Annotated in this window: 10 protein-coding genes; 9 read left to right on the top strand and 1 reads right to left on the bottom strand. The window is 34.8% G+C overall.

The features are described from left to right. Positions 1-10 precede the first annotated feature (10 nt). The 5 genes from I2F89_RS07140 (at position 11) to I2F89_RS07160 (ending at position 4877) form a co-directional block, all read left to right on the top strand. Positions 11-1183: a pyridoxal phosphate-dependent aminotransferase gene (locus tag I2F89_RS07140; protein ID WP_142433651.1), complete on the top strand. Its 1173-nt coding sequence runs from the start codon at positions 11-13 to the stop codon at positions 1181-1183. 120 nt (positions 1184-1303) lie between these two features. After that, positions 1304-2683 carry an FAD-dependent oxidoreductase gene (locus tag I2F89_RS07145; protein ID WP_195513938.1) on the top strand — a complete coding sequence of 460 codons (1380 nt, stop codon included), beginning with the start codon at positions 1304-1306 and terminating at the stop codon, positions 2681-2683. Between the two features lie 289 nt (positions 2684-2972). Next, complete coding sequence (locus I2F89_RS07150) at positions 2973-3254, top strand: hypothetical protein (RefSeq protein WP_074801715.1); 282 nt, start codon at positions 2973-2975, stop codon at positions 3252-3254. 239 nt (positions 3255-3493) lie between these two features. Further along, positions 3494-3760, top strand: a complete 267-nt coding sequence (locus I2F89_RS07155; protein WP_195513940.1) for a hypothetical protein — start codon at positions 3494-3496, stop codon at positions 3758-3760. Positions 3761-4241: 481 nt separating this feature from the next. Further along, the gene (locus tag I2F89_RS07160) at positions 4242-4877 is read left to right on the top strand and encodes an RICIN domain-containing protein (RefSeq protein ID WP_195513948.1); all 636 of its coding nucleotides are present in this window, start codon (positions 4242-4244) and stop codon (positions 4875-4877) included. Positions 4878-5177: 300 nt separating this feature from the next. Here the strand turns inward: I2F89_RS07160 and I2F89_RS07165 are convergent, their stop codons facing one another. Continuing rightward, positions 5178-5588 carry a hypothetical protein gene (locus I2F89_RS07165; protein WP_229078060.1) on the bottom strand — a complete coding sequence of 137 codons (411 nt, stop codon included), beginning with the start codon at positions 5586-5588 and terminating at the stop codon, positions 5178-5180. Between the two features lie 538 nt (positions 5589-6126). Here I2F89_RS07165 and I2F89_RS07170 point away from each other — a divergent pair. The 4 genes from I2F89_RS07170 to I2F89_RS07185 all read left to right on the top strand — a co-directional run bounded on the left by I2F89_RS07170 (position 6127) and on the right by I2F89_RS07185 (position 13351). Next, positions 6127-8868: a BspA family leucine-rich repeat surface protein gene (locus tag I2F89_RS07170; protein ID WP_195513952.1), complete on the top strand. Its 2742-nt coding sequence runs from the start codon at positions 6127-6129 to the stop codon at positions 8866-8868. A 169-nt stretch (positions 8869-9037) separates the two neighbouring features. Then, on the top strand, positions 9038-10552 hold the full coding sequence (locus I2F89_RS07175) for a peptidoglycan DD-metalloendopeptidase family protein (RefSeq protein ID WP_195513954.1): 1515 nt from the start codon (positions 9038-9040) through the stop codon (positions 10550-10552). A 581-nt stretch (positions 10553-11133) separates the two neighbouring features. Beyond that, the gene (locus I2F89_RS07180; protein ID WP_195513962.1) at positions 11134-11886 is read left to right on the top strand and encodes a WxL domain-containing protein; all 753 of its coding nucleotides are present in this window, start codon (positions 11134-11136) and stop codon (positions 11884-11886) included. Positions 11887-12031: 145 nt separating this feature from the next. After that, positions 12032-13351 (top strand): WxL domain-containing protein, encoded by a 1320-nt coding sequence (locus I2F89_RS07185; protein ID WP_195513972.1) that lies wholly within the window; start codon positions 12032-12034, stop codon positions 13349-13351. The last annotated feature ends 104 nt before the right edge of the window (positions 13352-13455 follow it).

The raw sequence follows: 13455 nt of genomic DNA on the forward strand, positions 1-13455 counted from the left end.
GGAGAAGTCTATGAATCTACACCATCGTTTTAATCCAAGGCTGGCTAAAATCGAAGTCTCGCAGATCCGTATGTTCGATCAGCAAATCTCAAGTATTCCGGGTATCATCAAATTGACATTAGGTGAGCCAGATTTTTCAACACCTGAAGCAGTCAAAGAAGCAGGGATCACAGCCATCAAAGAAAACTATTCTCATTATACCGGGATGAGAGGGTTACCAGAATTATGTGAGGCAGCGTGTTTCTTCCAAAAAGAACGTTACGGTCTTTCTTATGATCCGCAAACGGAAGTACTGACAACGATCGGTGCCACAGAAGCAATCGCGACAGCTTTATTAGCGGTCTTAGAAGAAGGGGATAAAGTATTGATCCCAGCACCTGCATATCCCGGCTATCAACCAATCGTTGATCTAGCAGGCGCCGAATTGATCACGATCGATACATCAGACACTGGCTTTATTTGTCAGCCAGAACAACTAGAAGAGGCGTTTGCCAAATACGGAGACGAAATCAAAGCAGTGATTTTGAATTATCCAAGTAATCCAACTGGAACATTATTATCTGCGGAGCAAATGAGCAAACTTGCAGAAGTTTTAAGCCAACATCCAGTCTTTGTCATCAGTGACGAAGTTTACGCGGAGTTGAATTACGTGGGGGATCATGTCTCGATGGCTACGTACTTACCTGAACAAACGATCGTCGTGAATGGACTCTCTAAATCCCATGCCATGACTGGCTGGCGCATTGGCTTTCTTTTTGCCCAAAAACCAGTGATCGATGAATTGATCAAGGTCCACCAATATTTAGTTACTTCTGCCACAACGATTTCTCAAAAAGCTGCGGTCGAAGCCTTGACAACGAGTATGGACGAAGGAAAAAAAATGAAGGCCCGCTACGTCGAACGCCGAGATTATCTATTGCCGCAACTTACGGAATTAGGCTTTCAAATCTCTCAACCTGATGGTGCATTTTATTTGTTCTGTCGCTTACCAGAAACGATCCAGATGAATTCGTGGGATTTTTGTTTAGCACTCGCAGAACAAGGTAAGGTTGCCTGTATCCCTGGCTCAGCTTTTGGACCGGAAGGCGAAGGATTTATCCGAATCTCTTATGCAAGTGGGATGGATGACCTACAAGAAGCGTGTAAACGTATCGGCACATTTTTAGCACAATTAAAACAATAATATTAAAATAACGAATAAAATTTTTAGGCAAGCCTTTTCATTTGCATTATTATTCGTAGAATGATATCGTAAAATTGTTTAGAATGATTCTAAACAATTGTTATGAGGAGGGTTTTGTCAATGGAAAAAACGAAAGTAATTATTGTCGGTGCATCACATGGAGGGCATCAATCCATTTTAGAATTACTATCTAGATACGGAGAAAATGTGGATATCACCTTGTTTGAAGCAGGCGACTATGTTTCATTTATGTCATGCGGCATGGAATTATATTTAGAGGATCGAGTCACTAGTGTGAATGATGTCCGTAATTTCAGACCGGAAAACTTTCCACAACCAAATGTGGGGATTTTAAATAACCACGAAGTTAAGACAATCAATGCAGATAAAAAAACAGTAACAGTTACACGTAAAGAAGATGGACATACAGAAGAGTATGCTTACGATAAATTGATTTTGAGTTCAGGTGTGAAACCAAACTCCTTACCTATTCCAGGAACAGACTTAGAAAATGTATATTTGATGCGTGGCTATAATTGGGCAACGAAAATCAAAGAACGCATGACAGACCCAGCAGTGAAAAAAGTAGCCGTGATCGGTTCAGGTTACATCGGAATCGAAGCAGCAGAAGTTTTCTTGAATGCAGGGAAAGAAGTAACGTTATTAGATATGATCGATCGTCCTTTAGGTACTTACTTAGATAAGGAAATGACAGATATCTTAGAAGCGCACTTAAAAGAAAAAGGTATGAACATCAAAACTGGCGTGAATATCAAAGCCTTCACAGGTGACGGTAAAGTCGCCGCTATTGAAACAGACAGTGGCACGATCGAAACAGATTTGATCATCCAAGCTGCCGGTGTCAAACCGAATACCGAATGGTTGAAAGGCATCGTTGATTTAGATGAACGTGGCTGGATCATCACAGATGAATACCTACAAACAAACTTACCTGATGTTTATGCAGTAGGAGATGCAACACTTGCTTATTCGATCCCAGCAGGCAAAAAAGTGCCGATCGCATTAGCAACAGTTGCACGTCGAGAAGCACGCTATGTCGTTCAACACTTATTTGAACAAACACCAAGCAAACCATTTGGTGGCTTAGTCGGCTCATCTGCGTTACGTGTGTTTGACTATCATTTTGCTGCAAGTGGCTTGAACAGCTTCACAGCTGATCGCGCTGGCGTAGCCATCAAAACAGCCTTCTATGAAGATACGATCCGTCCAAAATTCGTACCAGAAGAATTTGGGAACGGAAAAGCAGCTGTACAATTAGCCTATGATCCATTTACGCATCAATTGCTAGGTGGAGCAGTATTATCAACAAAAGACATTACTCCTCAAGGAAATGTTTTGGCTTTAGCCATCCAACAAAAATTAACGATCGAAGACTTGGCAGAAGCAGATTTCTTCTTCCAACCAGGACACGACCGTCAATGGAGCCTACTAAACTTAGCCGCACAACAAGCACTAGGTGAAGAGCCATTTGTGGAGTAAAAACTACATTTATGTAATAGTAAATACGGAATAACAGGTGGATGGAAACATTCTGCCTGTTGTTCCGTTTTTTTATTTATTCGTAAGAGTTGTTTGGGCTGAAGGGAAATATTGACGATTATGCTGTTAAAACAGCTTTTTAGGAATGTAATAATTTTTTTTGATATTTTTTGATATGATTAAGGTGGAAGTTATTTTAATTTGTTAAAGTAATATTTTAGTACGTTACGTATATATATTTGTAGAGAGGAATCGGTTACTATTTATACATAGAATGGAGAGATGAAAGATGACCTACGTTCGAATAATCAAAATAATCCAACTGGTTTTATTGGCGCTAAGCATCTATTTTGCTGCGATGAAAAATACGATCTATACCATACTGATTATGCTATCACTATTTATTGAATATACCCAATCCGAGCAACCTAAAACTCCTTACAAATCGGGAAAAAATTCAATCTATCTACCGAATCAAACATCTAGAACGGAAGTGATGTTTGCGCTGATTCCCACGATTTTAGTTCTTATGATTTGCTCCATTTTAGAATTAGAATTGTATCATTTTTAGTAACAGGAATAATTTGAACCACATCTATTTATTAGTAATAAAAATGAATACATAAAAGTATCGATCGTATGAGAATTTTAGAGAAGGTGAACCGAGTGAGCCAAATAATTGTTTTCACCTCCTATCTAGTGATGACGATTCTATTGATTGTCATGTGGAGGTATAAAAATAATAGAAAATAGTTAGAAAACAGGACAGAAAATCTACAAATAAAAGAAGAATAGAATGGAGAGATAATAATGACCTACGCTAGAATACTCAAAGGGACTAGTTTAATTTTATTAGCTTCAAGCATCTATTTTGCGGCCCAGCAAAATACTATTTACTTCACACTGATTTTATTATCGATACTTATCGCATATGCCCAACCCAACCGTCCTAAAATTCCTTATCAATCGAAACGAAAGGCAATCTATCTACCGAATCAAACCTATGGAACGGAAGTGAAGGTTGAATTTGTTTTGACGGTTGTAGTTTCGATTATTTGTTTTGTTTTGGCGTGGTGATTAAGAGCCTGAATGGCGAATTTTTCAGCTTGATTCTTTTATTTATACATAATTAAAAAGAAATTTTTCAAAATAAAAATCTATAGGATTTAATTTGAAAAATAAAAAAAAATTACTTTCTTTTATTCTTTATAATCCAAACTGCACCTCTATGAAAGAACATGTATTGCCTAAGAGATATCAGATGAATGATAAAAGACGAACGTCTATTTTATGGTGAAAAAGTGTTTGAGCCATTTGATATTTTTTCGCAAGCAATACAATCGATTAATTCGTAGCATCAATCTTTATCTATAACTTATCGATGACTAATAAGTGGAAGGAGGAAAGAAATACCAGTTCAATAACGCTGATATTGGATAAAGAACGCATGTAGCGAAAAATTTTTCATAGAAGATAACCACAATCTTTTTCTACATTTACAAATCGATAGTGGATTGTGCATATGAAATTAGTAGTAAATAAAAGGAGAATAATTAGTATGTTAGCATCACATTCTTTTAGAAAAAGTGTATTTATTAAACTTTTGTTTGTGCTGGTAGCCTTTGTTCCAATGGTTTTTGCAGGTACTCACAAAGCAGAAGCAGCTGGATTTAAATATTATGATGATATGAAAAATCAATTTGTCGACTTGCAACCTAAAACAAAGTACTATTTATGGACAGATAAACAGTGCACTTCAGACACTAAAAGAGGAGGTTTATTGGCGCCGTTACGGTCGGACAACTTTTTCTATCCTAAAGACCCAACTTCCAAAATGAAAGTAATCTTTTTACCAACAAATGAACCTGGTGTATACAACATCCAATTACCAGGTAACTACTTCTATGTAGATGAATCAAAACCGTTTGTCCGTTATCCAGACTCTGCATATGCTCCTGAACAAAGATACTATGTATTAGGCCAACGACCAAAACAAAACCATCTAAGTACTAGATGGCAAGTGATTCCTGTTCCAGGATCAAAAGCATATCGCATCCGTAACATGGCAACTGGACGTTACTTATCTGTTCACATGTGGGATGCTGGCGAATTAGGTACTAAATTACGTTTGATTTGTAAAGAATACTCGCCACAAAGCTCAAATGTTATTCATAGCTTCTATTTAACACGTTAAATCTTAGTGAAAAATAAAAAGGCATATTTTATAATGGTTTTAAAAAAGGATTTCACTACCCCTTATAATAAAGGGGGGGTGAAATCTTTTTCTCTTAAAATTTGGAAAAACTGCTACGATATAGCACAACATCCGTCAAAAAAAGACAGGCATCAAAAATCAACTGTGCCTGACTACTATAGAAATGAGTATCTAAGAAAAACGACCACAAAATAAAAAAAGATTTTGTGGTCGTTTTTTTGATATCAGAAGCTATTTGAGAATGAGACTCTAGTATCGTTTGTATGACAAATATAGTTATTATTTTTGTAGAATCGTTTCAATCAATAATTTAGGATAATCTGTTTCTGATGTATTTTCTATTTTCCAACAATAGTCGGATAAATAATCTCTTTTCACTACTTGTAGAATATCTTCAGTAAAATCTTCTTTACTACAATCCCAATCATATTCCATCAAATAAAAATAAATCTCAGATAACAGTGCTTCTTTTTCAAAAATGGAGCGGATCGTCATGTAGAAGTTCTCGGCATTGATTTCTTGAATCAAATCCTTGATAGATTTCGATTCAATTCTATAGATTTCAGCTAACGTGCTGATTTGTGTATACACTTGTTGGTAACATGAGCTACAAAAAAGATTGAATAGAAAGTTTTCATTTTTTTCAACCAATTTTACAGGATCAAGTTCCCAATAAAATTTATTGCTCAATCTTTCCATTCCTTTCTATGATTTTATTTATCATCCACAGTTTAAAATATTTAGAATGGGAGAATGATAAAAAAGAGCAGCTATAAAATATAGTTGTAGAATAGGGGAATGTTCAACATGAAATCATCTATATTTTATAGTTGCTTGTTTGATGAAAAGTCATTTTCATCAATTAATATTATAAAATGCACACAATGATCCTTTTTATAGAAAAAAATTATTTTTAGTTGATTCTATTCAATTTCCTAAAATCGATACATAAAGAGGCTATTTTTCGGCGTCACACTACCTTCTACGAACCAATAACAGCAACAGAGCATTTTTAGAATAAAACAGTTGAAGCGCAAAGAGAAGAAAAGCATCGTTTACAAGGACCTTCTCTATAAAAAATAACTGGATTTATTTTATGTAAAATAATGGCATGAAACTATAAAAAAAAAATAAAACGAAATGTATAGGTGATGCTAATCTTTAGTTGATAAAATCATAGGAATGTTCCAGAAGATAAGCAAGATAAAGTAATAGGGGAGGAAAGATCATGAAATACAAATATCTGACAGGTACATTCATAGCAGCCTTAGCACTTAAATTAATGACTACTCCTGTACCTGGATATACAGAAAACCAGCTTTCTACAACGAATAACGTAGATTTAGAGGAATTACTTTCAGATTCTAACACAGTAACTGAGAATACAACTAAAGAACGTTCAGCAACAATAATGTCACATGCAAAGGTGCAAGAGACAGAGAGTCAATCATCTGCTAGAACTGTAGACTCTGTTCAAAAGACGGCGGAAACGAATGAACCTTCTTATTTAGATAAAAACTGGCGATATGAAGAGACGCCCAATCAAATCGTATTAACAAAATACATTGGGCAATCAAAAGAAATTTCGTTAGCAAGCAAAATCAATGGCAAACAAGTTGTCTTAAAAGCACTTAACGAGCAGGCTATTCCAAGAGATGTCACACGATTAGTCATCAATGCCTCTGATGATGAGCGGGTGTTACTTGAAGATACGTCATTAAGCCAAGCATTCAAGGATTTCCAACAGTTAGAAACAGTAGATTTACGTGGACTGGATACAGCAAATGTCACTGATTTTTCAAGTATGTTTGAAAATTGTGAGAAACTAAAACAAGTAGATTTAGCAAAATGGCACACAGAAAAAGTGACGACGATGCGTCAGATGTTCAAAAATTGTGAAAATTTGACAGAAGTCGACTTGGAAAATTTCAACACTTCTGTAGTCGATGATATGCAAGAAATGTTTTATGGTTGTGAACAACTCCATGTGATCGATTTAAGCAGTTTCACTACAAAAGAAGATACAGAGATCGATCAGATGTTTACAACAGAAAACCCTTCAGAACTGCTAGTTTTGACTGAGGATGCAAAAATTTTAGCGTTAGACTTGGAAAAACAAGCCAACCGTACTCCTTTGTCAGGTATCACTTTCAAAGCCAATGGTGGTAGCTTTTCAAACAATCAACAACAAATCGAATATTTTGATCAATGTGTAGATCGACCAAATAAAATTGCACTTGAAACATTTGCTGACTATAAATCCAAGCTAATTCCAACGAGAACAGGATTTGCAAAAGAATTTACAGAATGGAAAGAAAATCGCACACAAAAAACAGACGTTGAAAACGTCTTGGATCTACTAGGCACCACTTATACAGCGGAATGGCAAGATAGCGATTGGACGTTTACAGAAACAGAAACAGAGATTTTGTTGACTGGTTATAAGGGTTCTGCCACTGAAATCGAAATTCCTGGAGAAATCAATGGCAAACAAGTCATTTTAGAAGATATCAATCCAACAGTCATTCCACAAACTATCACAAAATTTGTAGCAGTGGAAAAAAACGGTGAAAAGGTAAAAATCAAAGACACTGATTTAAAACAGGCTTTCTATCGTAACCAAGTATTGACTGAAGTAGATTTACGAGGATTAGATGTGAGCCAAGTGACAGATTTTAGTGAATTCTTCAAAGAGTGCAACCAATTGAAGAAAGTAAATCTGTCAGGTTTAAATATGTCAAAAGCCCAAAGTTTTAATAGCATGTTTTATGGCTGTGTACAATTGAGTGATGTGGATTTAGCGAACGTAAATAGCCAATCAGTCACAGACATGGCTCGCATGTTTTACAATTGTAATGAACTAGAGCAGATGGATTTGACTGGATTTGATACTACAGCGGTCCAAACGATGGAAGAAATGTTCTATAAATGTTTCGTTAAGCAAGAACTAAAATCACTTGATTTAAGTTCTTTCAACACGCCTAGCCTAGTCAATACAGACCGTATGTTCCAAGGAGCAAAATTACCTAAGATTCTTGATCTCACACAATTCGATATGGATCAGGTAACGAATGCGATCGACATGTTTGATGGTGAAAAGCAGGAAGTATTGATTGTGACAAATGATGATCATTTACTTAATTATCCCTATGAACAAGATCAAAAAACACCGTTACAAGCAGTCACATTTGATGCACAAGGAGGAACATTTGAGGATCAAAAACTATTGAAATTTTATTTTACAACTTGTGCGGTCACACCAGAGAAATTAACAGAAAGAACATTTGAACAATTCAAGAATCAACTAGTACCAATCAAAACAAATGCAATCTTTAGAGGGTGGCATACGCCAGAAAACAAGCAAAAAGATGCAAGTATTGATTTATTAACTACAACTTATACAGCTATTTGGAAAAATATGACATGTAATACTTCTGTAGATAACAAAAAACTGGATACATCAGGTGAAATAGGCTTAGCTTATTTACCTAAAAAATTTTCACTGCCCTATAGGGATCTTTTAGACGGTGGGGAACAAACCATTCCTTTTACCAAGACAGAATCCCTGAATGTCGGTATCAGAGATATTTCAAAAAGTCAAAGTTCTTGGTACCTCACTAGCCAATTGAAATGGGGCGAAGATGAAATCGATGATGCCTATCTACAATTTGAAGGAACTAGTGAGAACATTAAGAAGAATAAAAATGATAATGAAGCTGAATACAACGCAAAAACTGATTTAGTCGCTGCTGAGGATGAAGTGCGTATTCCCTCTGCTGAAAATGGAAAAATCAAGGTCACAGCAGAAATACCGACTAAAATTTTAGAAGCCAATCAAGAAAAAACACACGACGATATCTATGACTATGATTTAGGGGAAGCAATGCTAGTCATTCCAGAAACAGAAAGAGTTAAAGATGGCAAATACCAAGCAAATGTTGTATGGAATCTTACAAATGCCCCTCAATAAACTACTAGAAATTACTTGTTGATACAGGAAAATCTGACTTATTCATCACCCAATAAGTTAGATTTTCCTTTTTTTTATGTACTTGAAGATCTTAAGAAATAATATAAAAAATTATTTTTAATAAACGTGTTACATATAGGATGACAGAAAAATGGAAAGGGGAATAAACATGAAATACTCAAAAAAAATACTCTCATCATTATTGATTGGCACACAAGTTTTAGGATTATTGGGAAGTATTCCTGTTGAAGCTTCCTCCCATTTAGAAAATGAAACTCAAGTGACTACTAGTTCAGAACAATTGGTTCCTGAAAATCAAGATTCGACCGATGCGGTAGATCAATCAGACGCTACAGTAGATAGTGGAGAAAATAAAGACGAAACGGATCAAGATAAGGAAGAACCAAGTATTGAAGTTCCGAATAAAGCGGAGGATCAAGACAAAACAGAGGATAGTGAAGAAATCACTAGACCAAGCAACGAAGAGAGTAATTTGGAGAAGCCAACTAAAGATGAAAGTAGTCACGAATCGGAAAAAGAACAACCAGTGAAAGAAGATACACAAGATACAATTAATAAGGAGATTGTTACAGAAGACAGCTCAGAAAAAACGAATCAAAGTGTTACACCAACTATCAACACTCAATCTACAAAACAAACAAGGGAGCAAACAGCGAAAGTAGCAGTCAATAAGGTTCCATATACAGTAGAATCTTCAGCTTCTTTGCCAGTTACTAACGGGAATCAATCAGTAAGTGTGCATGATGATTCATCGATCGAAGAAGGCACAAAAGGGAAAAAAAACAAAGTGACTGAATCATTTATCATAAAAATCGGAGAAGATGCTCGAAAAGTAGCCGAAGAAAATGATTTATACGCCTCAGTGATGATTGCTCAAGCGATTTTAGAATCAGCTTCAGGACAAAGCTTGTTAAGTCAAGAACCAAATTACAACCTTTTTGGTATGAAAGGGGCGTATCAAGGAAAGAGTGTGACATTTCTTACGCAAGAAGATAATGGCAATGGGCAACTGTATACAGTTGAAGCTAAATTTAGAAAATATGAGACATATAAAGAGTCATTGAAGGATTATGCGAAATTACTAAAAGAAGGGATTACTGGAGATAAAGATTTCTATTCTGGCGCTTGGAAATCGAAAACCTCCAAGTATCAAGAGGCAACAAAATTTTTGACCGGCAAATATGCAACAGATACAAACTACCACAAAAAATTAAATGATTTGATCGTGACCTATGAATTGACAGAATATGACCATCCATCATTGAAAGAAGCAAAGACTGGAACATTCACTTGCCCTTTGGAGGACTATACACTGACTAGTTCCTTTGGAGACAGAGGTGGTGATTTCCACCGAGGAATCGATTTAGCAGCACCACAAGGCACACCAATCTATGCAGCACATGATGGAATCGTCAGAAAGTCCGAATATCATGATTCTTGGGGGAATCATACTGTCATCGAGCATAAAGATGGCTATATCACTTTATATGCACATCAGGCAAAACTTTTAACTAAAGTCGGAGAAGAAGTCAAACAAGGTCAATTGATCGGTTATGTCGGTTCAACAGGAAACAGTACAGGACCGCACTTGCACTTAGAAGTATGCCAAGACACTAGCTTAAGCAAAGACAAATTAGTTGATCCTTTATTGATTCTCAAATAAATTCTTCGAGAGTAACGAAAGATCACTGCGGGAGATAATTTTTCGTAGTGATCTTTCATTATATATAATTCGAGGTCAACACCTTTTTACCATCACATCATAAGTTCGTCTCGGTATTATTTGCAGATAAGAAAATAGTCCATTCTTTAATCCATGTTAGGTAAACTAATTTGTGAACATGAGTAAGATAAATATCACTTCTAATCTCAAGAAAATAGTCAGTATCAAGTTTTTTAGTATGTCATGTTAGAAATTTTTTTTGAAATCTTTCAATAGTCTTTTTTCTAAACAAGGAAAACAAGAAAAAAAGTAGAAAATCACAGCAATAAAAATCTATCTGACACAACCATTCTTGGAAAAAAGCACACTAAATTTTGATATAAAATACGATGTATTCCTGTTCTTACTAAGTTTTATAAGCATTCCCTTATTTTATAAGTTATGGAAAAAAAGAAAAGAAAGAAATAAATTTCAAAAAAAAAAAGTAGTAGACAATCGGTTATAGTGTAAACCGTAAGAGGTGCACGAAATAGATTGCACTGTTAAGAGAAAAAAATAAAAAATAGAAAGGAAAATGGAAAATGAAAAAACACATCGCACTATTTGGAACAACTTTATTATTAGGATCATTATTAGGTGGAACTGGGGTGTTGGCGGAGGAATCGGCTTCAAATGAAGCTACTCCTCAAAGTGCAACCACTGAAGTTACTGGAGAATTGCAATTGTCAGACAATGGTGGTTTTAATCCTAATCCACCATCAGGTGAGCTAAATGAAAAAACTGATATTTCTAATTCTTATTTTGGGATTGCTTATAAACCAAAAACGTTTAATATCGGAAACGAAGTGAAGCTAGCTGATACAAATGAAGAACAAAATGTTGTAATGCAAGGACAAACAACTAGTGAAGATAATAACCAAACGTTTCATATTGCAGTGAAGGATAAAAACAGATTGACAAATCGTGGCTGGACATTAAATGCAAAATTAGCTAATCCAATTGATGAAAAAAATTTGGGTATTTCTATAAAATCAGCAACAGTGAAAAATTCAGTGAAACGTAATATTAATAATGGAACTGATGTTTTTGATAGTAAACATTTAATTGAACAAGTAAAAAAAGACAATACGAATATCGAAGTAACAAATCCAGAAAATTTAGAAATCACTACAGAAAATGTAGAAGTTATGAAAGCACTACAAGGTAAATTTGTTAACGGAGCATACGATTTAGAGTTACCACAAGTAGAATTACACATCCCAGATGCAAGTAAAGTAAAAGCTCAATCATTGAGTACAAATGTTACTTGGACATTAACAAATGCTGCACAATAATATTCAAGTAACGTTAATCTAATAATTTGAATTCACGGTACTTTCCATAATTAATAAGAATAGATCAGGAATGTACTCATCAACTAAAAGTCACCTGATCTATTCTATTAATATTAAAACGTTCATTTTATGAAAGGAGAAAACTATGAAATTTAAACATTCTTTATTTAAAATGGTGTCACTGAGCTGCTTATTAGTTTTAGGCTCTAATTATGCGTGTGCTTCTGAATTAGAACACGGTAATCCTGCTGAAGTAAAAACACCATTGTCAGGAAACTTAGGTTTATCAGAAAATGGCGGATATGATCCTAATCCTCCAAGTGACTTAAATAAAAAAACAGAGATTAATAATAGTTATTTAGGTATTTCTTATATTCCAAAAACCTTTGACTTTGGTACTACAAAATTGACAGATAATGTTCAAGAACAAACAGTGGAGACAAAAAATGGGGAAAAAACTTATAATGTTGGGGTAAAGGATAAACGAAGAGAAGACACTCAACAATGGAGTTTAAACGTAAAGCATAATTTGTCTATTGATAATGGGTATCGAGGAGTTACTTTGACTGTTCCTATAAATGGAGAGGTTAAAAGAAATATCAATGATGGAAAATCCCCTTTTCAAGAGAATGAATTAACAGACCAAGTAAAAAAATATGATCAAGATGAGGTGCAAAAAGCTGAAGTCGATAAAATCAATGTTACATCTACAGATAATACGATCATGCATACTACTGGCGGACAGTTTGTGAACGGTGTTTATGATTTGGAATTAGGAAATGTAACTTTGAACATCCCAGATGCTAGCAAAGTACCTGCACAGACAATTAATGGAACTGTAGAATGGACACTCTCTAATACACCAATGAAACAAAGTTACTTGACTCAAGATATTAGAAATTTATTTAAAGACGGAAACTGCAAAGAATTGAAAAACACTATTACTAGTGAAAATGTTAAAGCAGCTAAGCAATCAATTCAAACTATTAAGGATGAAAAACAAAAAGCATACAATGAATCCTATTTTAAAGATTATGTAGAAGAACAATTTGTTGAATGGTATGGAAGAGGGATTTATTACAAAGGGTCAGGTGATATATCTGTTGCTAGAGTGAATTTTTACAAAAATTCTACTAACAATAAAGTGGAACTGTATATGCATAATTTAGAGTGGTATACTCCACATAGCTACTGGGACGGGAAAGATTATATGGTTGTTACTGTAAAACGAGGTACTCAAATATTACTAGATGAACATATCAAAGGTGATGACCATTTAATTGAAACAAAATCAGTTGAACTTCAACCAGGAGACATCATAGAAATCTTCCATGCAGAAGGTAAAGGTAGCAGACTTAGTGTTTATCCAACAGAATATAAAAATGGTGGAGTTGAAAATCAAAAAGGGTTTACCATAAAATATAAGGTTGATGATAACCTTGATTTACAAACTTTATCTCAGTAAATAATGTTTGCATAAAACTAATAGTTATAAGGATAACCTATTTTTAAAGTGATATATATATTAGAAAAACATATAATTGTAATAATCAAAAGGCAGAGTACTAA

This window comes from Enterococcus sp. 1001283B150225_161107_E12 (genome assembly GCF_015556925.1).
GTDB classification, from domain to species: Bacteria; Bacillota; Bacilli; order Lactobacillales; family Enterococcaceae; genus Enterococcus_B; species Enterococcus_B mundtii.

Excerpts from the sequence above, each read along its gene's own strand:
- I2F89_RS07175 (WP_195513954.1), top strand. The coding sequence starts at position 9,038 with ATGAAATACTCAAAAAAAATACTCTCATCATTATTGATTGGCACACAA.
- I2F89_RS07160 (WP_195513948.1), top strand. The coding sequence starts at position 4,242 with ATGTTAGCATCACATTCTTTTAGAAAAAGTGTATTTATTAAACTTTTG.
- I2F89_RS07170 (WP_195513952.1), top strand. The coding sequence starts at position 6,127 with ATGAAATACAAATATCTGACAGGTACATTCATAGCAGCCTTAGCACTT.
- I2F89_RS07145 (WP_195513938.1), top strand. The coding sequence starts at position 1,304 with ATGGAAAAAACGAAAGTAATTATTGTCGGTGCATCACATGGAGGGCAT.
- I2F89_RS07185 (WP_195513972.1), top strand. The coding sequence starts at position 12,032 with ATGAAATTTAAACATTCTTTATTTAAAATGGTGTCACTGAGCTGCTTA.
- I2F89_RS07180 (WP_195513962.1), top strand. The coding sequence starts at position 11,134 with ATGAAAAAACACATCGCACTATTTGGAACAACTTTATTATTAGGATCA.
- I2F89_RS07150 (WP_074801715.1), top strand. The coding sequence starts at position 2,973 with ATGACCTACGTTCGAATAATCAAAATAATCCAACTGGTTTTATTGGCG.
- I2F89_RS07155 (WP_195513940.1), top strand. The coding sequence starts at position 3,494 with ATGACCTACGCTAGAATACTCAAAGGGACTAGTTTAATTTTATTAGCT.
- I2F89_RS07140 (WP_142433651.1), top strand. The coding sequence starts at position 11 with ATGAATCTACACCATCGTTTTAATCCAAGGCTGGCTAAAATCGAAGTC.